Origin of the sequence: Streptomyces sp. RK62, from assembly GCF_018070255.1 — a bacterium.
GTDB lineage: Bacteria > Actinomycetota > Actinomycetes > Streptomycetales > Streptomycetaceae > Streptomyces > Streptomyces nigra.
Genome location: NZ_JAGPYD010000013.1, coordinates 56,854 through 76,058, shown reverse-complemented (window position 1 = coordinate 76,058; position 19,205 = coordinate 56,854). Strand labels below are relative to the sequence as shown.

Sequence of the window (19,205 nt, the reverse complement as noted above, 5' to 3'; positions counted from 1 at the left end):
CGCCGTCGAAGGCGCTCCCGCGGCCACGTAGACTTCGTGGCATGGCGAGGAAGGACACGGCAGCGGACGCTGCGAACCCCGGGCGACTCAAGCAGATCGCTCTGACCTACAAGATGACCCGCAGGGCCGACAAGAAGATCGGTCTTGTACTCGCGGCTGTCGGAATCGTCACCTTCGGTGTCTTCCTCGCGATCGGTTTCTTGATCGGGCACCCCATCTATCTCGGCATCCTGGGCCTCCTGCTCGCCTTCCTCGCGACGGCGATCGTGTTCGGGCGCCGGGCCGAGCGGGCGGCCTTCGGCCAGATGGAGGGCCAGCCGGGCGCTGCGGCGGCCGTCCTGGACAACATCGGACGGGGGTGGACGACGACCCCCGCGGTGGCGATGAACCGCAGCCAGGACGTGGTCCACCGGGCCGTCGGCAAGGCCGGCATCGTGCTGGTCGCCGAGGGCAACCCGAACCGGGTGAAGAGCCTGCTGGCCGCCGAGAAGCGCAAGATGAACCGCATCGTCGCGGACGTCCCGGTGCACGACCTGCTGGTCGGCACGGGCGAGGGCCAGGTCGAGCTGAAGAAGCTGCGGACCACGATGCTCAAGCTGCCCCGCGTGCTCACCGGCCCCCAGGTGACGGCCACCAACGACCGGCTGCGCGCCATGGGCGACCTGATGAGCAACATGCCGCTGCCGAAGGGCCCGATGCCCAAGGGCATGAAGCTGCCGAAGGGCAACTTCCGCCGCTGATCCCTGAACGACGAAGGGGCGCCCGGATCGATTCCGGGCGCCCCTTCGTCGTACGCGGACGTTTATGAAGGCCGCACGCTAGAGGCGGACCTCGACGGTGCCCGCCAGCCGGTCGTGCAGCCCGCGCCCGTCGCGGTCCCAGATCAGGGCCGGGAGGGCGAGGCAGAGCAGGGCGGTGCGCGCCAGGGCCCGCAGCGGGTTGACGGTGCCGCTGTCGAGGGCGACCACACGCAGGCCGAAGAGGCGCTTGCCGGCGGTGGAGCCGAGGGTGCCGACCGTGAGCACGCCCATCACGAAGAAGACGAGCAGAGCCCAGTTGCCGGTCGCCTGGCCGTAGCCATCGGTGAGAAGGCCGTATGCGATCAGGACGCACAGCCCCCAGTCCACGGCCAGGGCGCCGAGCCGCCGTCCGGGGCGGGCGATGGAGCCCGGGCCGTCCTGTGGAAGGCCGAGTTGCTCCCCCCTGTATCCGAAGTCGACACCGGCTTCCTCGGCGGCCGCGCGGGGGCCGGAGAGCCAGGATCCGATTGCTTGCCTCTTGTCCACGTCACCACGGTACTGGGCCCGTTCTGGGATGTGGACAGGTGGGGTGAGAAGGGGGATGTCCGGTTAACGTGTGCGAAACAAATGGGTCACGCCCGAGAAATCACCCATCCCTAGGGTCGAGTGCAGCGTGTGCCACCCGCACTGGCCGCACGAACGATCTACCACCCCGGCGGGACGGTCGGGAGTAGGAGGAGCTGGATGTTCCAGAACGCCGACGAGGCCAAGAAGTTCATCGCGGACGAGGACGTCAAGTTCATCGACGTCCGATTCTGCGACCTGCCGGGCGTCATGCAGCACTTCTCGCTGCCCGTCGAGGCGTTCGACCCCGACGAGGAGCTGGCGTTCGACGGTTCGTCGATCCGCGGCTTCCAGGCCATCCACGAGTCCGACATGGCGCTGCGCGCCGACCTGTCGACCGCGCGGGTGGACCCCTTCCGCCGCGACAAGACCCTCAACATCAACTTCTTCATCCACGACCCGATCACGGGCGAGCAGTACTCCCGTGACCCGCGCAACGTGGCGAAGAAGGCCGAGGCCTACCTGGCGTCGACGGGTATCGCCGACACCGCGTTCTTCGGCCCCGAGGCGGAGTTCTACGTCTTCGACAGCGTGCGTTTCCGCACGTCGGAGAACGAGTCCTTCTACCACATCGACTCCGAGGCGGGCGCCTGGAACACCGGCGCCATCGAGGACAACCGCGGCTACAAGGTCCGCTACAAGGGCGGCTACTTCCCGGTCCCGCCGGTCGACCACTTCGCCGACCTGCGCGCCGAGATCTCCCTGGAGCTGGCCAAGGCCGGCCTGCAGGTCGAGCGCCAGCACCACGAGGTGGGCACCGCCGGCCAGGCCGAGATCAACTACAAGTTCAACACGCTGCTCGCCGCGGCCGACGACCTGCAGCTCTTCAAGTACATCGTGAAGAACGTGGCCTGGCGCAACGGCAAGACCGCGACCTTCATGCCGAAGCCGATCTTCGGTGACAACGGCTCGGGCATGCACGTGCACCAGTCCCTGTGGCAGGGCGGCTCCCCGCTCTTCTACGACGAGGCCGGCTACGCGGGCCTGTCGGACATGGCGCGCTACTACATCGGCGGCATCCTCAAGCACGCCCCGTCGCTGCTCGCCTTCACCAACCCGACGGTGAACTCGTACCACCGCCTGGTCCCGGGCTTCGAGGCGCCGATCAACCTGGTGTACTCGCAGCGCAACCGCTCCGCCGCGATGCGCATCCCGATCACGGGCTCCAACCCGAAGGCCAAGCGCGTCGAGTTCCGCGCGCCCGACTCCTCCGGCAACCCGTACCTGGCCTTCTCGGCCCTGCTCCTCGCGGGCCTCGACGGCATCAAGAACAAGATCGAGCCGGCCGAGCCGATCGACAAGGACCTCTACGAGCTGGCTCCCGAGGAGCACGCCAACGTGGCCCAGGTCCCGACCTCGCTCCCGGCCGTCCTGGACTCGCTCGAGGCCGACCACGAGTTCCTGCTCCAGGGTGACGTCTTCACCCCGGACCTGATCGAGACGTGGATCGACTTCAAGCGCACCAACGAGATCGCCCCGCTCCAGCTCCGCCCGCACCCGCACGAGTTCGAGCTGTACTTCGACGTGTGATCGAGCCTGGGCTCGGTGACTGAACGCCCGCGCCCCCGCCGTCCCGATGGACGGTGGGGGCGCGGGCGTGTGTTCTATTCTGGGGGGTGGGATCGCACGGGGGTGGAGGCCATGGCTGATTCGCAGCAGGACGATCACGAGCGGGAGTTCGACATCCGGTGGGCCGACGCCGCCGAGCACAAGGAGCCGTCGGCGCGGGCCCGGATGCTCGCCGCGCGGTGGAAGCACGATCCGCCCGGTCCGGTGCCGTTCCGGCCGGAACCTGATCATGTGGCCCGGCGGCACCGCCGTTCCGGCTGGGTGTCCACGGTCGTCGTCCTCGGCAGCGTCGCCGCCGTCATCCTGCTGCTCGGCTACTTCCGGTTCACGGCGCCGTAGCGGCTGCGCGGGGCCCGAACGGGCGGTGCACACTGGCAGGGGGACGAGTGCCTGAGTGCGGGATGGTGCACCATGCGAAGCCGCTTCCGCAGTGACCGGCGGTTGACCGCCCGGATGGGCGTCACGCTGTTTCTGCTCGGGTTGCTGTACGTGGCGTTCGTCGCCGCGCTGATCGTGCTGCTGAAGTCCTGGGTGCTGGTGGTGGTGATCGCCGCCGCGATGCTGGGTGCCCAGTACTGGTTCTCCGACCGGGTCGCGTTGTTCGCGATGCGCGGGCGGCCCGTGGAGCGCGAGGAGTACCCCGGGCTGCACGGTGTCGTCGACCGGCTGTGCGCCATGGCCGACATGCCGAAGCCGGTGGTCGCGGTGTCCGACATGGAGATGCCCAACGCCTTCGCGACCGGCCGCAACGCCGATCACGCCGTGGTCTGTGTGACGACGGGGCTGCTGCGCCGGCTGGAGCGGGACGAGCTGGAGGGCGTGCTCGCGCACGAGCTGGCGCATGTCGCGCACAAGGACGTTGCGGTGATCACCATCGCCTCGTTCCTCGGGGTGATCGCCGGGCTGGTCGTGCGGTTCGCCTTCTACTCGCAGCTCTTCGGGGGCGGGCGCCGCGACCAGAACACCGCGGTCGTCCTCGCCGCCGTCATGGGTGTGTCGGCCGCCGTGTACGCGCTCAGCTTTCTGCTGATCCGGGCCCTGTCCCGGTACCGCGAGCTGGCCGCCGACCGGGCCGCGGCCCTGCTGACGGGACGGCCCTCGGTGCTGGCCTCCGCGCTGACCAAGGTCTCCGGGGACCTCGCCCGCATCCCGACGAAGGACCTGCGGACGGCCCAGGCGTTCAACGCCTTCTACTTCACCCCGGCACTGGGCCGGGAGCCCAGTCTGGCGAGGATCCTCTCCACCCACCCGAGCCTGGAGCAGCGGCTCGAACAGCTGGGGCGGATCTCCGCCGAGCTGGGTGAGCCGGCGGCTCCCGGAGGCGCGTGACCATGGGGCTGCTGGACATCCTGCTGGGCCGCAGCAAGCCGGCGGCACCCGATCTCGACCAGCTGTTCGGGCTGCCGTCGGCGGCCGTGACGCTGGAGGCGGCGACCGGCTTCCGGCCGACCGGCAGCGGCGCGGTGTGCTTCGCGACGGTGGAGGGCCCGGCGTTCACGCAGACGCACCGGGAGGTGCGGGCGCTGCTGGACGCGGACGCCGGGCGGGAGGGGCCTCCGGTGGAGCTGACCCGGGACGACTACGGCTACTCGTGGCTGGTCTCGCGCCGCTCCCCCGACGAGCTGCCGGACCTGGTCAACGATCTGCACGCGGTGAACAGCGCGATGGAGGCCGACGGGTTCGGCCCGCAGCTGCTGTGCTCACTGGTGGGCTTCGAGGGGACGGAGGGAGACGGCGACCGGAGTCGCCGTCTCGCCCTCGTCTATCTGTACAAGCGCGGCACCTTCTACCCGTTCGCCCCGCTGCCCGGCAGGCCGGAGCGGCGGGACAACGCGCTGGAGCTGCGGGTGAAGGCCGCCCTGACGGGCGACCTGCGGATGGAGGAGGACCTCGGCCGCTGGTTCCCGGTCTGGGGCGCCCCCGGGCTGTGAACGGGGGCGCCCCGACCGGCCGCGGTCACCACCGCGGGTGGTCTCAGTTGGCCTTCTCGCGCGCCTGACGGCGGGCCTCGAAGGGGCGCTCGCGACGGTAGCGGCGCTCCCACTTGGCCTGGGTGTCACGGCGCTCGCGGTAGCTGCGGTAGTCGGCCGGTGCGCTGCCGCCGGCCGCGCCTCCCCCGGCTCCGCCGCTCGGGGCGGAGGAGCCACGCCCGTACTGGACGTAGAGGAAGAGCACGGCGACCGCGGCCAGCCAGTAGACGTGGTTTCCGAATCCGAGGATCACCAGGACGACGGTCCCGGACATGACGATGGTGCCCATCACGGGCCTCCGTGGGCGTGGGTGGATCTGAGCGGTGATCGGCGGGGCGCTGGGGAGGGCGGCCGTCCGTCGGTGCCGTAGAGAGTAGCCCCGAGTCCCCGGACGGGCGCCCGTCCTGCGGGAAACGGCGAAGGCTGCTCCGTTACGCGTGTCCAGGGTAGGGATCCGGTCACAGGCCGTGCACGTCCTTTTCCCGGGGGCGCGTGCGCCGTGAATGAATGGGGCGCATGACCGAGCTCTCCTCCTTCACATGCGCCCATGACGGTGAACGGCTCAGCGGGGTGTACGGCGGTCCCGTCGCCGGCCCCGGGGTGCCGGCGGTCGTGCTGCTGCACGGCGCGGGTCCCGGCACCAAGGAGCGGCTGCTGCCGCTGCTCGCGGACGTCGCCGCCCGGGGCTGTCACGGCCTGGCCTTCGAGTTCTCGGGGCACGGCGAAAGCACCGGTGAGCAGAAGGAGTTGAGCCTGCGCCGGCGTCTGGAGCAGGCGGTCGCCGTGATCGACGCGCGGGTCCCGGCGGACGCGCCGCTGGTCGTGGTCGGGTTCAGCATGAGCGGGCAGACCGCCGCGGACGTCGTCGCGCACTACGGGGAGCGGGTGGCGGCGGTGGGGCTGTGCGCGCCCGCGGTGTACGCCGCCGAGGCGTGGGACGTGCCGTTCGGCTCGGGGGACGGGCGGTTCAGCGAGATCATCCGCAGGCCCGGCGGCTGGCGCGGGGCGCCCGCGCTCGACGTGCTGCGGGCGTACGCCGGACGGGCCGTGCTCGCGGTCCCGGAGACGGACACGGTGATTCCGGCGGAGGTGACGGGGGCGGTACGGGATGCGCTGAGCGCCCGTGCCCGGTTCACCCGGTTCGACGTACGGGGCGCGGAGCACATGCTGGGGCTGTGGTTCGAGACGCACGCGGAGGACCGCCGGACGTTCGTGGACGCCCTCCTGGACGACTGGCCGGTCCCGGCGGGGCCGCACGCCTGAGGCGCCGCCCGGCCGCCCGGCGTACCGATCGACCGTTCGGCGGGGGGTCATACGCCCGGCGCCGCCGCGACCACCCCCGCCGCGATCGCCGCGCCCAGCGTGGTGTGGTCGGTGACGGTCTGGTCGGCGTAGGCGACGGCGAAGTCGGTCACCGCGCGGTCGAAGGTGTCGGAGCCGCCGAGGTAGGCCGCGATGGCGATGCGGTCGCCGGAGCGGGCGTGGGCGCGGGCCAGGGCGGTGCCGCACAGCCGGGCGTAGGCCAGCAGGTCCCCCGGGCTCATGCCGGCCACGTCCGCGGAGCCCTTCATGTCCCGCAGCTGCCGCCAGTAGAAGGCGCGTCCCTGCGGCCCCGACATCCAGCCGAGGAAGATGTCGCTCGCGGCCTGCAGCAGCCGTTGCCCGGCGACGACCCGGTGTCCCGGATGGGTGTACGGGCCGCCCGGCAGATGCTCCTCCAGGACCGACTGCCGGGCCTCCTTGATCTGGAGGAAGAGCGGGTCGTCGGCGTCCCGTCCGGTGAGCAGCACGATGAAGCAGCGCAGTCCGACACTGCCGACGCCGACGACCTTGCGGGCTGCGTCGACGAACCGGTAGCGGTCCAGGAGCAGCCGGCGCTCCTCGGAGAGGGTCGAGCGGTAGTCGCTGAAGACCTTGCGCAGGGAGGCCATGTCGGCGACGCCGGCGGGCTCGAGGAGCGGCGGGTCGTGGATGATGCGCCGGCGTCCGTCGACGACCTCGGTGAGCTTGCCGTAGGCGCGCAGGCTGGTGCGCCTACGGGCGCGGCCGAGGGTGGCCTCGGCGCGGTGCCGGTCGTGGGCGGAGCGGACCAGCGGCAGGAGCTGTTCGGTGTCGATGCGCATGTACCAGACGTCGAGTTCGCCGAGCCGGGCGAGCCGGCGCATGGCCATGCGGTACGCGGCGACGGCCTCGCGGGCGGCGCGCCCGGCCTTGGTGTCCGGGTGGCCGTTCTCGCGGGCGGCGACCACGACCGAGGCGGCGAGGCGTTTGACGTCCCACTCGAAGGGGCCGGGGAACGTCTCGTCGAAGTCGTTGAGGTCGAACAGCAGGGAGCGTTCGGGTGAGGCGTACAGGCCGAAGTTGAGCAGGTGGGCGTCGCCGCACAGCTGGACGGTCAGGCCGGTGTGCGGGGTGGCGGCGAGGTCGGCCGCCATCACGGCGGCGGCGCCGCGCAGGAACGCGAAGGGCGTGGCGGCCATCCTCCCGTACCGGATGGGCAGCAGCTCGGCCAGCCGGTCGCGCCCCTGGCGTTCCAGTACGGCGACCGGGTCGGGCCGGTCGAGGGACGCGGTCCAGCGGGCGTGCTCGGAGCGGCGGACGCGCTGCCGGGCGGCCCGGCCCTGTTCGGCCCGGCCGGCGGGTGTGCCGGGGGCGGTCATACGCGGCCCACGCGCGCGTGCCGGGGCTCGCGGGGCAGGCGGGACCGGGTGGCCGCCCCCGGGGACCTCGCGCACCCTCCCGGGGCCCGGTGGGTCAGCCGCCGTACGCCGTCCCTGTCCATCGTGCCTCCCGCTGCCGCCCTCGCTGCTGGACGCGGTCGCCGTGACCCCTGTTGGCAGTGAAGGCGGGGCGGGAGGCGTACGCATGCCGGATACGGCGAACGGGTGAACACGCGCCGGGTGTCCCCGTCACAGGAGCACCCGGCGCCCGGGGTCTAGCGGGCGTACCTCATCAGGGCCCGGACCATGTGGCAGGTGGTCTCGGACGGCGGGTGGACGCCGATCGTCTCCGCGGCGCTGCGGATCCGGTCGTTGCGCGCCTGGTCGGGCAGGTAGACGCCCATATCGAGGAGCGCTATCGCGAGGCGCATCGCCTTGAGCCGGCGGTTGTGCGTGACGTACCACTCGCGGGGGCGGCCCGGCGGCAGCGCCCGCTTCTCGACGGGTGCGTACGGCGAGTCGAGCAGGACCGGACGGCGGGCGGTGGACTGGGTGCGCGTCGGCTTACGGGTGGGCTTCGGCTTCAGTGCGGCAGCGGGCACAGGCATCCTCCTGTCGCGGACGAGCGCCGCCCGGACGGGTCCGGTGACGCTCTCGAACACTGACTCCAGTCTACTGGCCGCCACTGACAGTCGGGAGCTCCAGACGTCCAGGAAATCTCCTGGTCAGTACGGAAGTTGTCGTTCCCTCAGGCCCTTGGTGAGCGATCTGCGCACATCGGCCAGAAAATCGAACAGCGGGGGTCGCGGGATACCCTGTGCGGCATGGAGATCTGGATCAACCCGGCCTGTTCCAAGTGCCGCGGCGCGCTGAGCCTGCTGGACGCCGAGGGCGCCGACTACACCGTCCGCCGCTATCTGGAGGACGTCCCCACCGAGGACGAGATCCGGGACGTCCTCGGCCGGCTCGGTCTCGAGCCGTGGGACATCACCCGCACCCAGGAGGCCGACGCCAAGGAGCTCGGACTCAAGGACTGGCCCCGGGACGCCGACGCGCGGGACCGGTGGGTGAAGGCGCTCGCCGAGCACCCCCGGCTGATCCAGCGCCCCATCATCACCGCGCAGGACGGCACGGCCGTGGTCGGCCGTTCCGAAGAGGCGGTCCGGGACGCGCTGTCCCGCGAGGGCTGACCCCTCGGCCGTAGACCCAACTCCGGCCGGTGTGACGCACGTTACTTCAGTTCCTCGGGTAACCGCTGAGTAACGGCGTTCGGTATCTCGTACATAGCGGCGTACGCTCCCCCAACCTCCCAGGAGGCGCGGATGTCGCGCAGGAGAACTGTCAGCACGAAGAAGAAGATCGCCCTGCTGGTGAGTGCGGCGACGGTGGCGGGAGGCGGTGCCTTCGTCATGGCGAGCACCTCGAACGCCTCCCAGGCGCCGTCGGCGACCGTCAAGTCCGCCGCGGACTCGACGGTCTGCCAGGGCCTCGCCACGGCGCTCGGCAACAACCAGCGGTTCATCGACGGGCAGCGGGCCAACCCGGACGCCCAGTCGGAGGCCCGTATCGCCAACCGCGAGGCCGTCATCAAGCAGATCAAGGTCCAGCAGGAGGCGTCCGGGTGCGCCGTCGGGGAGTCGGCTCAGGGCTCCCAGGCGGCACAGCCGAGCGCTCCGGCGGGCGGTGCGGCCGGCAACGGCGGCGAGGCGGCCGGGAACGCGGGCGCCGGGCAGAACGCCGGGAACGCGGGCAACGGCCAGAACGCGGGGAACGGCAACGCCGGTGGCGGTGCCGCCGCGGGCCAGCAGGTCTGCAACGGCTCGACCGTGACGCTGTCCGGCGAGGGCGGCGCTCCGGCCGCGTCCAGCAACCAGTTCCCGGCGGGCACCAAGCTGAAGGTGACCAACCTGGACAACAACAAGTCCACGACGGTGGAGGTCACCTCCGTCTCGGGCAGCTGTGTGCTGCTGAACAACGCGGCCTTCGAGCAGGTGCGTGAGCCCGGCAAGTTCCTGATCCGCCGGGCCGTGATCGAGAAGGTGGGGTGACGGCCGGACCACCACGCCGTACGTGTCAGGGGCCCCGCCGCTCGCGGCCACGAGCGGCGGGGCCCCGCGGCATCGCATACGAGTGCGGGCCGGCGCCCCTCCCCCGGCGCCGGACGCCGCCCGGCCCGTCTCCCGCGGCGGCTCACCGCGTGAATCGGGCCACACGGGCACCCGGTAACACGGGGTTCACACATGGGCAATGGCCGGGAAATCGCCTGTTGACAAGCTCCCGGACATCGAGAGCGGCGCCCCAGTGCCGCAGCGCCGCAGCACCCGCAGTACGCGCCCTGACCCACCCCGAAGGAAGTGGCCCGTGACCTTCAAGGCTGAGTACATCTGGATCGACGGCACCGAGCCGACGGCCAAGCTCCGTTCCAAGACGAAGATCCTGGCGGACGACGCCAAGGGTGCCGAGCTGCCGATCTGGGGCTTCGACGGGTCCTCCACCAACCAGGCCGAGGGGCACGCCTCGGACCGTGTGCTGAAGCCGGTCTTCACCTGTCCGGACCCGATCCGCGGCGGCGACGACGTCCTCGTGCTGTGCGAGGTCCTGAACATCGACATGACGCCGCACGAGTCCAACACCCGTGCCGCGCTCACCGAGGTCGCGGAGAAGTTCGCCGCGCAGGAGCCGATCTTCGGCATCGAGCAGGAGTACACGTTCTTCAAGGACGGCTACCCGCTCGGCTTCCCCAAGGGCGGCTTCCCGGCCCCGCAGGGCGGCTACTACTGCGGTGTCGGCGCCGACGAGATCTTCGGCCGTGACGTCGTCGAGGCGCACCTGGACAACTGCCTCAAGGCGGGCCTGGGCATCTCCGGCATCAACGCCGAGGTCATGCCCGGCCAGTGGGAGTTCCAGGTCGGCCCGCTGTCCCCGCTGGAGGTCTCCGACCAGCTGTGGGTGGCCCGCTGGCTGCTGTACCGCACGGCGGAGGACTTCGGTGTCGCGGCGACCCTCGATCCGAAGCCGGTGAAGGGCGACTGGAACGGCGCCGGCGCGCACACCAACTTCTCCACCAAGGCGATGCGCGAGGGCTACGACGCCATCATCACCGCCTGCGAGTCCCTCGGCGAGGGCTCCAAGCCGCTGGACCACGTCAAGAACTACGGCGCCGGCATCGACGACCGCCTGACCGGTCTGCACGAGACCGCCCCGTGGAACGAGTACTCCTACGGCGTCTCCAACCGCGGTGCCTCGGTCCGTATCCCGTGGCAGGTCGAGAAGGACGGCAAGGGCTACATCGAGGACCGCCGCCCGAACGCCAACGTCGACCCGTACACGGTGACCCGTCTGCTGGTCGACACCTGCTGCTCGGCGCTGGAGAAGGCCGGCCAGGTCTGATCCGCCGCCGCCCGGCTGTGCGCAGGGGCGTCCACCCTCACCGGTGGGCGCCCCTTTCGCGTGCCCGAACGTCCGCGTCGTCCACGCGTGGAGTCCAAGGACCGGGACGAAGGATCCCCTCGGGGGCGGGTGTCTGCTTCAATGGGTACATGGCCGGCTTCCAGAAGTTCCCCGCGACGGGTCGTCACGACCTCGAGCCCTTCTGGCCTTCCCGTCAGCACCACGACTTCGACCGGGTGTGTTGCCGCGCGCTGACCGCGCGGGCCCGGTAGAGCCGTTCCCCGGCCCTCGGCCAGCGCGACACGACGTACGTCTTCCCACGGACCTCTCGCGCGAAAGAGCTGACCTCCCATGGCGACCACCCGTTCCCTGTCCTCCTCCGCCACGCTCGCCTCCTCCCCCCAGCCGACCGGTGTCCGGCAGCATCTGCGTGCCGTCGACCGGGACGAGGTGATCGACGTCGCGGCCCTTCTGCCGCCGGGCGCCACCTGGCTGCCCGCCCCACAGCACTCCCTGCCCGCCCTGCCGGGCCAGCCGCCGATGGTCGGCTATCTGGTGCTCGTCCCCGCCGACCGGCAGCCGCCGCTCGTGCCGGCCGCCGAGCCCGTCGACGACCCGCTGGTCTCCATCGACCCGGTACGGCGCACCGCGGCCGTCGACGGACGTGAACTCGACCTGACCTACCTGGAGTTCGAGCTCCTGGCCCATCTGGTGGCGCATCCGCACCGGGTGCACACCCGCGACCAGCTGGTCACCACGGTGTGGGGGTACGGCCATGTCGGCGACGGGCGGACCGTCGACGTCCATATCGCCCGGCTGCGCCGCAAGCTGGGCGCCGAGCACCGCGACACCATCCGCACGATCCGCCGGGTCGGCTACAAGTACGCCCCGCCGGCCGGGCGCTGACCGCCCACCGGGCCTCTGCCCTCGGCAGAACGCCGTTCCGTCCCGTGCCCCCGGCGGGCAGAGTCGGCCGTATGAGACTTCTGGTGCTGGGTGGTACGGAGTTCGCGGGACGCGCGGTCGTGGAGGCGGCGCTGGGGCGTGGCTGGGAGGTGACCGTCCTCAACCGGGGGCGGCACGACTCCCCGGCCGGGGTGCGGTCCCTGTGGGGTGACCGCACCGCGGCCGGCGGGCTCGACGCCCTCGCCGGGGACGAGACGTGGGACGCCGTGGTCGACACCTGGTCGGGGGCGCCGCGCCCGGTCCTGGACGCGGCACGGCTGCTGCGGGACCGCGCCGGGCGGTATGTGTACGTGTCGAGCTGCTCGGTGTACGCGTGGGCACCGCCCGCCGGGTACACCGAGGAGGCGCCGCTGGTCGAGGGCGCCGAGGCGGGCGCCGGGCAGACCGACTACGCGCGGGACAAGCGGGGCGGTGAACTGGCCGCCGTCGAGGGCTTCGGCGCCGACCGCTCGCTGCTGGTGCGGGCGGGGCTGATCCTCGGGCCGTACGAGAACGTCGGCCGGCTGCCGTGGTGGCTGAACCGGATGGCGCGCGGCGGCCCGGTCCTGGCGCCCGGGCCGCGGGACCTGCCGCTGCAGTACGTCGACGTCCGCGACCTCGCGGAGTGGATCCTCGGCGCGGTGGAGGCCGGGCTGAGCGGGCCGTACAACCTGATGAGCCCGCAGGGGCACAGCACCATGGGCGAGTTCCTGGAGGCGTGCGCGGCGGTGGCCGGGCCGGACGCCGAGCTGCGCTGGGTCGAGCCGGAGGTCGTCCTCGGCGCGGGCATCGAGCCCTGGACGCAGCTGCCGGTGTGGGTGCCGCCGGGCTCCGACCTGCACGACGCGCTGCACGCGGCGGACGTGTCGCCGGCCGTCGCGGCGGGGCTGCGGTGCCGGCCGGTCGCCGAGACGGTGGCCGACACCTGGCGGTGGCTCCAGGGCCTCGGCGGGACCGCGCCGCAGCGCCCGGACCGCTCCCTGAAGGGGGTCGACCCGGAGGTGGAGGCGAAGGCCCTCGCGGCCGCGGCGGACGGCGCGTCCGGCACCTGACCGGTTCCTCACCGTCTTCCTCACGCGTCGTACGGGATCAGCAACTCGCGGTGTTCCAGGGGCTGTTGAAACCACGTCGAACCCATGAATCTCTCAACGATTTCCGGGACGGGTGAACACCCGTGGGGCGCCCTCCGTATGTGAGGGCGCCGCTTCACTCCTGTCGGGCGCCTCGATGCCCCCGAAAAAGGAAGTCAGAGGAGTTCCATGGGACGCAACACAAGAAAACGCCGTACGCCACTGGCCAACAAGGCCATTGCCGCATCGGCGGCCCTAGCGCTCGGTGGGGGCGGGCTTGTCTGGGCCAACTTCTATGCATCTGCGCACGAGGACGGCAACTCCGGGTGGAACCGGACCAAGTCCACGTCCTCGCGGGTCGCGACGATCAACTGCCCGGACGTCGGCCAGCGGCTGACCAAGGTGCCGAGAAGCGCCCGCAGGACCGTCGCCAAGGAGCTGGCGCTGCTCGACCGGCAGATCACCGCCGCCTACACGCGCCTCGCGGAGACGCGGCAGGCGCAGGCGGGTGACGCCAACTACGTCAGCAACGCCATCCTCAGCCCGCTGAAGTCCAAGCGGACCGCCACGCTCGACCGGATCCGGATCACCATCAACCGGGGCGGCGGCAAGGCCCCCCGCGATCTGAGCCGGTGGGCGCAGTGCCAGGGCGTCCCGGCGGAGCCGACCGACGGCGGACAGCAGGACGACGGTGGCCAGCAGGACGGCGGCGGACAGAACGACGGCGGTCAGCAGGACGGCGGCCAGAACGACGGCGGACAGGACAACGGCGGCGGCCAGCAGGACAACGGCGGGCAGGCCGGCAACGGCCCCGTCGCGGACGACTTCATCAACATCGAGGACGTCCAGCCCAACTCGCGGAACCTGCCCAACGGTCTGCCCGCGAACGGCGACTCCGGCTCGACCGGCAGCTTCACCACCCGGTGCGGCACCAACGAGAACGAGAACCGCAACTCGGACAACGTGATCGTGGCGCCCGGTGTCAGCAACGGTGCCCAGCACCAGCACGACTACGTGGGCAACCAGAACAACAACGCGTTCGCGAGCGACCAGGACCTGGCCAACGCCGACACCACGTGCCAGAACCAGGGCGACAAGTCGTCGTACTTCTGGCCGGTCATCCGGATCCAGGACGGTTCGCAGGACATCGACGCCGGTCAGCCCGGCGGCGGTCAGGACGGCAACGTCGGCAAGATCGTCGAGCCGGCCGCGGCCGAGCTGAAGTTCGTGGGCAACCGCACGAGCGACGTCGTCGCGATGCCGAAGGCCCTGCGCATCATCACCGGTGACGCCAAGTCCTTCGTCAACGGCCTCAACAACGCCAACACGGCGTGGAGCTGCACCGGGTTCGAGGACCGCCAGGTGACGGACAAGTACCCGATCTGCCCCGAGGGCAGCAACGTGGTGCGCACGTCCAACTTCCAGAGCTGCTGGGACGGCCAGAACATCGACAGCGCCAACCACCGCACGCACGTCGCGTTCGTGCAGGCGGACGGCACCTGCGCCAACGGGTTCCAGGCCATCCCCCAGCTCCAGGTCCGCCTGGAGTACGACATCCAGGCCCCGCAGATCCAGAACGGGCAGGTGCAGAACGCGTTCGCGGTCGACTCCTTCCCGGACCAGCTGCACAAGCCGATCACCGACCACAACGACTTCATCAACTTCTTCGACGAGAACCTGATGAACCAGGTGGTGGAGTGCATCAACAACGGCCAGGACTGCGACTAGTCCCCGGCTCGCGAAATTAGAGAAGGCCGGCGGCGGGAACTCCCGTCGCCGGCCTTTTTCGTGTCCGCTGCCGGTCAGCTGTGGTGACCGCCCTTGTTGTGGCTGCCTCCCGGATTCATGTGCTCGGAGCCCTCCTCCATGGTGCCGCCGAGCTTTCCCTGGAGGGCCGTCACCGTCTTCTCCTGGCCGACGGCGACCCATTTGCGGCCGACGAGGTAGTAGCCGCCGTAGTCCTTGGCGCCGCTCAGCCACTCGGCCTGGCCGCGGTCGGTGGCGAAGGTGGCGAGGATGTACTTGTCCTTGCCCGTCGTGCAGATGGCCTGCCGGATCTCGTCGGCGTCGGTCTGCATGTTCGGGTCGCACTTCGCCTTGGCGGCCAGCTGCTCCAGGCTGCCGGTCGCCGTCTCGGGTGCCTTCGCCTCGTCGTCGCCGCCGGCGCCGCACGCGGACAGCGCGAGCACCGCCACCGCGCCGGTCAGCGCGAGCATCGGTCGGGTCAGTCTCATCTCGTCCTCCGGTCCATGCCGCACGGAGCCCCGGCCGGGCCCTCGTCTCCCATACGGCTGCGGTGTGCGATGCGCTCAAAACAGGAGACTCTCACGGAACAGGTGTGCGAGGGTGATCCGATGGACCAGGACTGGGAGGACCGCGTCGGCGCGGCATGGGCGACCTTCGACGACTACCCCGAGGAGCGCGCGGCCGAGTTCCGCGCCCTCATCGACGCACTGGTGGCCGAGCTGCCGGAGGACAGTCCTCTGGGGCCGTTCGAGCAGGCGTGCGCCTGGGACTCCACGGGGCACTCGGACCGCGCGGTGCCGCTGTACCGGGAGGCCCTGGCGCGCGGTCTGAGCGGGTACAAGGGGCGCCGGGCGAAGATCCAGATGTCCAGCTCGCTGCGGAACGTCGGGCGGGCCGAGGAGGGCGTCGCGCTGTTGACGCCGGAGCTGGACGGCCCCTCCGACGAGCTGGACGACGCCGTGCGCGCGACGCTGGCGCTGTGCCTGTCGAGCCTCGGCCGGGACCGCGAGGGGCTCGCGCTGGTGCTGGGCGCCCTCGCCCCGCATCTGCCGCGCTACCAGCGGTCGATGGCGAACTACGCGCGTGCGCTGACGGAGACGCAGCCGCGGGAGGCCTGACCGGGGCCGTGCGCGCGCCCCGGTCACGGTGACCAACCGCCGATTCGCTCGTTCTGCTGAACGTGCAGTCACAGGATGTCGCCTCGCGCCCCGCAGCCAGTTCCGACGGCCCGGTCGTGGACGTCGAGCGGGCCGAGGCCGCGCTCGTCGAGCACTACCCGCGTCTGGTCCGCCTCGCCTATCTGGTGCTGCCGCCGGGCCTCGGCCGCAACCGGCGCGTCCTGACCGCGCACTCCCTCACCCAGCGGGCGCTCCCCCGCGGCCGTTCGGCGCCGTCCCCGGTGATCCCGGCCCAGTCGAGCGGCCGGGACGGCGATCCCGGCTACGCGTATCTGCGGGCGCGGCTGGTGCGCACGGCCCTGGAGGCGGGGCGTCCGCTCCGCCGGGCGGCCTGGCCCCGGCGCTCCCAGCTGCCCCCGCTGCTGCCCCAGGTGTGGGGTCTGCGGCTGTTCCCGCGGTCGGGCGGCGCCGACGAACTGGCCCTGGACCAGCAGCTGTCGGCGCTGTCCGGGCCGGCCCGCGCCGCCTACGTCCTGCGCGGCCTGGAGAAGCTCCCCGACGGCGACGTACGAGCCGTCCTGGAGGCGGCCGGGGTCGAGGACCCGGAGGACGCGCTCGACGAGGCCGACGGCGTGGAGGCGCGGTACGCGCTGCTGGATTCCCCGGAGTTCGACCCCTGCTCGCTGCAGGCCCGGCCCACCGATCTGATGCGGCGCCGCCAGCATCTGCGGGCCGCGCTCGCCGCGGGCGCCGCCCTGCTGGTGTGCGGGGCGCTGCTCGGCCTGCCGGGCGAGGGCTGGGCCCCCGACGGCCCGGCCGCCCCGCCGTACGCGCGCAACCCGTCGGCGGAGGCGGCCCTGGACCCGGCCCAGCTGACGAAGGTGCCCGCGCGGGCCTGGCAGTCGTCCGCCCGCACCGACTTCTCGGTGTGGCCGGCGCGCGGCGACCTCACCGGCGACTCCGCCCTGTTGCGCCGCGCCCTTGCGGTGTGGGCCCGCCCCGGTGAGACGGTCACGGTCTCGGCGACCCCCGGCACCCCGGCGGGCGGCCCGCCCGGGGCACCGCAGCTGCTGTACGCGGGCACCGTCGACGGGGTGCGCGTGGTGCTGCTGTACGACGGTCTGCGCGTGGCCCGGTACGCCGAGCCGGTGGACGGCACGGCGGGCGCCGCGCTGGACTTCTCGCGGGTGGACGGCGCGACCCGGGCGGAGGCGAGCGCGCTGGTGCTGAGCCGGGCCGACGGCAACGTCCGCTATCTGCTGGCGCCCTGGGTGCGGAAGGCGGCCGAGCGGGATCTGGTGAAGCCGGGCTCCGGGGCGATGGCCCTGACGGTGACGGGCGGGGTCACCTCGCCGATGGCGAGCCCGGCGGCCCGGCAGGGCGGCGGCTCCTGCACCTCGTGGAACGTGCTGCAGGTGACGGACGGCACCGGCACCCGGCTGCTGACCGATCTCGCCGAGCTGGTCCCGGCGCGGCTGACCGCCGGGCGGCCCGGGCAGGCGGGGGACGTCACCGGGGCGCGGGCGCTGCGGGCCTGGGCGCCGAACGCGTGCTGGCTGAGCGCCCTGGGCTCGGCCGGTGTGCGGTCGGTGAACACCTGGCCGTACGCGCGCCAGCCGTTGCCGGACGGCAGCGGTGCCGCGGACTGGGTGTGCACACGCGCGGAGACCTGGCGGGGCGGCGGTGAGCGGGTGCTGGCGCAGTTCCGTACGCCGGGCACCGCGCAGGCGGCGGTGGTCGCGAAGGCGCAGAACGTCGCGGCATGCGGGGCCCGGGATCCGCAGGTGCTGGCCGGGGTGCTGTGGAAGGCGCAGTCCGGCGGCTGGTATCTGCTGGCGGCCGGTGCCCGCGGCACGGAGTCGATCCGGGCGTCGGGCGGGGTGCGGGGTGCGTCGGAAGGCAGCCTGCTGGTCCTGCCCGCGCGGCAGGGCGCGCGGGCGGAGCTGAAGGGCACGCTGGAGGACGGCCGGACGATCGGCGGCCTCAAGTGAGGGATGTCACGGACCCGTCGGTGCCCTGAGATGAACACCCCTGGTCGCTCGGGCCCGTTCAGGGCCGGAATCGATCGGTAAGGTGTTCGTATGACTACCGGGGTACGCCGAAGAATGGGAGTCGACGAGCGACGGCAGCAGTTGATCGGCGTCGCCCTCGAACTGTTCAGCCAGCGCTCGCCCGACGAGGTCTCCATCGACGAGATAGCGTCGGCGGCCGGGATCTCCCGGCCGTTGGTCTACCACTACTTCCCCGGCAAACTCAGCCTGTACGAGGCCGCGTTGAAGCGTGCGGCGGACGATCTGGCGGGCCGGTTCGTGGAGCCCCGGGAGGGCCCGCTGGGCGCCCGGCTGCTGCGGGTGATGCGCCGCTACTTCGACTTCGTCGACGAGCACGGGCCCGGTTTCTCGGCGCTGATGCGGGGCGGTCCCGCGGTCGGCTCTACGACGACGAACGCGCTCATCGACGCGGTGCGGCAGGCCGCGTATGTCCAGATCCTGTCGCACCTGGGCGTGACGGATCCGCCCGCGCGGCTGGAGCTGGTGGTCCGCTCGTGGATCTCGCTCGCCGAGTCCACGGCCCTGATCTGGCTGGACGGCCGGCGCATCCCGCGCCGTGAGCTGGAGATCCAGCTGGTGCACGACTTCGCGGCGCTGGCCGCGGTGAGCGCCGCCCACGACGAGGAGATGGGCGCGCTGCTGCGCGGCGCGCTGGCGGACGAGCCGGCCGACGGCCCGTTCACGGACCTGGTCGGCCGGCTGGTCGCGCTGGCGTCGTAGGGCGAAACACGCCCTAGGTCGTGTCCGTAAAGTCGCGTCGTCCGCCCGTAGGGCGGGCCGAGCGGCGTCCGGTGCGTGCTCTCGGCGTGCCGGGCGGGCTCCCGCGTACTGGTTGTACGCGGGTGGCCGGCCGGTGCGGCGAGTGGGGGTCCCCCCTGCTCGAAGAGCTTGGGGGAGCGTGCCGGGCGTCGAACGGCAGGCGGGACTTTGCGGACACGACCTAAGGGCTCAGCTCTCGTACTTGCGGTACGACGGGTCGAGGTCGCGGACCTCGGCGGAGGCGTGCAGCGCGAGCCCGCCGACGGGCTTCACATGGGTGCGCAGCAGGTCGAGGACGGTCTCGGTGAGCCGGGCCTTGGTCTCGTCGCTGCGGCCCGCGAGCAGGCCCAGGGTGACATGGACGACGGCGTGCCCGGCGGTGTCGTCGCCGACCGTGGTGTCCTCGGTGCGGCGGAACTGCGTCTTGCACGCGGGCGGCTTGGCGGCCGCGATCTCGACGACGGCGGTGTGCAGCGCCCGCGCGAACGCGGGGCGGTCGAAGTCGTCGGCCAGTTCCTGCGAGTAGTCGACGGTGATCTGCGGCATGGGCGCTCCTGTCCTGG

Annotated in this window: 21 protein-coding genes; 15 read left to right on the top strand and 6 right to left on the bottom strand. The window is 72.0% G+C overall.

What is annotated here, in order from left to right:
• Positions 1–41: 41 nt before the first annotated feature.
• Entirely contained in the window at positions 42–740 is a 699-nt protein-coding gene (locus KBY32_RS24885; protein WP_108706560.1) for a DUF4191 domain-containing protein, read from the top strand.
• A 78-nt stretch (positions 741–818) separates the two neighbouring features.
• Here the strand turns inward: KBY32_RS24885 and KBY32_RS24880 are convergent, their stop codons facing one another.
• Positions 819–1,286, bottom strand: a complete 468-nt coding sequence (locus KBY32_RS24880; protein WP_210981715.1) for an RDD family protein — start codon at positions 1,284–1,286, stop codon at positions 819–821.
• Between the two features lie 198 nt (positions 1,287–1,484).
• Here KBY32_RS24880 and glnA point away from each other — a divergent pair, with 198 nt between their 5' ends.
• The 4 genes from glnA to KBY32_RS24860 all read left to right on the top strand — a co-directional run bounded on the left by glnA (position 1,485) and on the right by KBY32_RS24860 (position 4,864).
• The gene (glnA, locus tag KBY32_RS24875; RefSeq protein WP_055620599.1) at positions 1,485–2,894 is read left to right on the top strand and encodes a type I glutamate--ammonia ligase; all 1,410 of its coding nucleotides are present in this window, start codon (positions 1,485–1,487) and stop codon (positions 2,892–2,894) included.
• Positions 2,895–3,005: 111 nt separating this feature from the next.
• Entirely contained in the window at positions 3,006–3,272 is a 267-nt protein-coding gene (locus KBY32_RS24870; RefSeq protein ID WP_055620614.1) for a hypothetical protein, read from the top strand.
• 72 nt (positions 3,273–3,344) lie between these two features.
• Positions 3,345–4,262 (top strand): zinc metalloprotease HtpX, encoded by a 918-nt coding sequence (gene htpX / locus KBY32_RS24865; RefSeq protein ID WP_210981714.1) that lies wholly within the window; start codon positions 3,345–3,347, stop codon positions 4,260–4,262.
• A 2-nt stretch (positions 4,263–4,264) separates the two neighbouring features.
• Positions 4,265–4,864, top strand: a complete 600-nt coding sequence (locus KBY32_RS24860) for a hypothetical protein (RefSeq protein ID WP_210981713.1) — start codon at positions 4,265–4,267, stop codon at positions 4,862–4,864.
• A gap of 43 nt (positions 4,865–4,907) precedes the next feature.
• On the opposite strand, the gene KBY32_RS24855 is transcribed toward KBY32_RS24860, so the two are convergent.
• Entirely contained in the window at positions 4,908–5,192 is a 285-nt protein-coding gene (locus KBY32_RS24855) for a hypothetical protein (protein WP_055620617.1), read from the bottom strand.
• Positions 5,193–5,419: 227 nt separating this feature from the next.
• Between KBY32_RS24855 and KBY32_RS24850 the strand changes: the two genes are divergently transcribed.
• Positions 5,420–6,166 (top strand): alpha/beta hydrolase, encoded by a 747-nt coding sequence (locus tag KBY32_RS24850; RefSeq protein WP_210981712.1) that lies wholly within the window; start codon positions 5,420–5,422, stop codon positions 6,164–6,166.
• Positions 6,167–6,213: 47 nt separating this feature from the next.
• On the opposite strand, the gene KBY32_RS24845 is transcribed toward KBY32_RS24850, so the two are convergent.
• Positions 6,214–7,563: a DUF2252 domain-containing protein gene (locus KBY32_RS24845; RefSeq protein WP_210981711.1), complete on the bottom strand. Its 1,350-nt coding sequence runs from the start codon at positions 7,561–7,563 to the stop codon at positions 6,214–6,216.
• Positions 7,564–7,838: 275 nt separating this feature from the next.
• Entirely contained in the window at positions 7,839–8,165 is a 327-nt protein-coding gene (locus KBY32_RS24840) for a hypothetical protein (protein ID WP_055620620.1), read from the bottom strand.
• A gap of 222 nt (positions 8,166–8,387) precedes the next feature.
• On the opposite strand from KBY32_RS24840, the gene KBY32_RS24835 reads away from it, so the two are divergent.
• The 6 genes from KBY32_RS24835 to KBY32_RS24810 all read left to right on the top strand — a co-directional run bounded on the left by KBY32_RS24835 (position 8,388) and on the right by KBY32_RS24810 (position 14,696).
• The gene (locus tag KBY32_RS24835) at positions 8,388–8,753 is read left to right on the top strand and encodes an arsenate reductase family protein (RefSeq protein ID WP_115508964.1); all 366 of its coding nucleotides are present in this window, start codon (positions 8,388–8,390) and stop codon (positions 8,751–8,753) included.
• Between the two features lie 132 nt (positions 8,754–8,885).
• Positions 8,886–9,611 (top strand): hypothetical protein, encoded by a 726-nt coding sequence (locus KBY32_RS24830; protein ID WP_055620622.1) that lies wholly within the window; start codon positions 8,886–8,888, stop codon positions 9,609–9,611.
• Between the two features lie 313 nt (positions 9,612–9,924).
• Positions 9,925–10,953 carry a glutamine synthetase gene (gene glnII, locus KBY32_RS24825; RefSeq protein WP_108706571.1) on the top strand — a complete coding sequence of 343 codons (1,029 nt, stop codon included), beginning with the start codon at positions 9,925–9,927 and terminating at the stop codon, positions 10,951–10,953.
• A gap of 351 nt (positions 10,954–11,304) precedes the next feature.
• Entirely contained in the window at positions 11,305–11,859 is a 555-nt protein-coding gene (locus KBY32_RS24820) for a winged helix-turn-helix domain-containing protein (protein ID WP_055620624.1), read from the top strand.
• A 71-nt stretch (positions 11,860–11,930) separates the two neighbouring features.
• Positions 11,931–12,950 carry an SDR family oxidoreductase gene (locus KBY32_RS24815; protein WP_210981710.1) on the top strand — a complete coding sequence of 340 codons (1,020 nt, stop codon included), beginning with the start codon at positions 11,931–11,933 and terminating at the stop codon, positions 12,948–12,950.
• Positions 12,951–13,157: 207 nt separating this feature from the next.
• Positions 13,158–14,696, top strand: a complete 1,539-nt coding sequence (locus tag KBY32_RS24810; RefSeq protein WP_210981709.1) for a DUF1996 domain-containing protein — start codon at positions 13,158–13,160, stop codon at positions 14,694–14,696.
• A 74-nt stretch (positions 14,697–14,770) separates the two neighbouring features.
• On the opposite strand, the gene KBY32_RS24805 is transcribed toward KBY32_RS24810, so the two are convergent.
• The gene (locus tag KBY32_RS24805) at positions 14,771–15,202 is read right to left on the bottom strand and encodes a hypothetical protein (protein ID WP_107096694.1); all 432 of its coding nucleotides are present in this window, start codon (positions 15,200–15,202) and stop codon (positions 14,771–14,773) included.
• 120 nt (positions 15,203–15,322) lie between these two features.
• Here KBY32_RS24805 and KBY32_RS24800 point away from each other — a divergent pair, with 120 nt between their 5' ends.
• The 3 genes from KBY32_RS24800 to KBY32_RS24790 all read left to right on the top strand — a co-directional run bounded on the left by KBY32_RS24800 (position 15,323) and on the right by KBY32_RS24790 (position 18,603).
• Positions 15,323–15,832 carry a tetratricopeptide repeat protein gene (locus KBY32_RS24800; protein ID WP_210981708.1) on the top strand — a complete coding sequence of 170 codons (510 nt, stop codon included), beginning with the start codon at positions 15,323–15,325 and terminating at the stop codon, positions 15,830–15,832.
• Between the two features lie 62 nt (positions 15,833–15,894).
• Positions 15,895–17,823: a hypothetical protein gene (locus KBY32_RS24795; RefSeq protein ID WP_055620628.1), complete on the top strand. Its 1,929-nt coding sequence runs from the start codon at positions 15,895–15,897 to the stop codon at positions 17,821–17,823.
• A 90-nt stretch (positions 17,824–17,913) separates the two neighbouring features.
• Positions 17,914–18,603, top strand: a complete 690-nt coding sequence (locus KBY32_RS24790) for a TetR/AcrR family transcriptional regulator (protein ID WP_210981707.1) — start codon at positions 17,914–17,916, stop codon at positions 18,601–18,603.
• 228 nt (positions 18,604–18,831) lie between these two features.
• Here KBY32_RS24790 and KBY32_RS24785 read toward each other — a convergent pair whose 3' ends face one another.
• A complete protein-coding gene (locus tag KBY32_RS24785; protein WP_210981706.1) occupies positions 18,832–19,188 on the bottom strand; it encodes a 5-carboxymethyl-2-hydroxymuconate Delta-isomerase in 357 nt (118 codons plus the stop codon).
• Between the last annotated feature and the right edge of the window lie 17 nt (positions 19,189–19,205).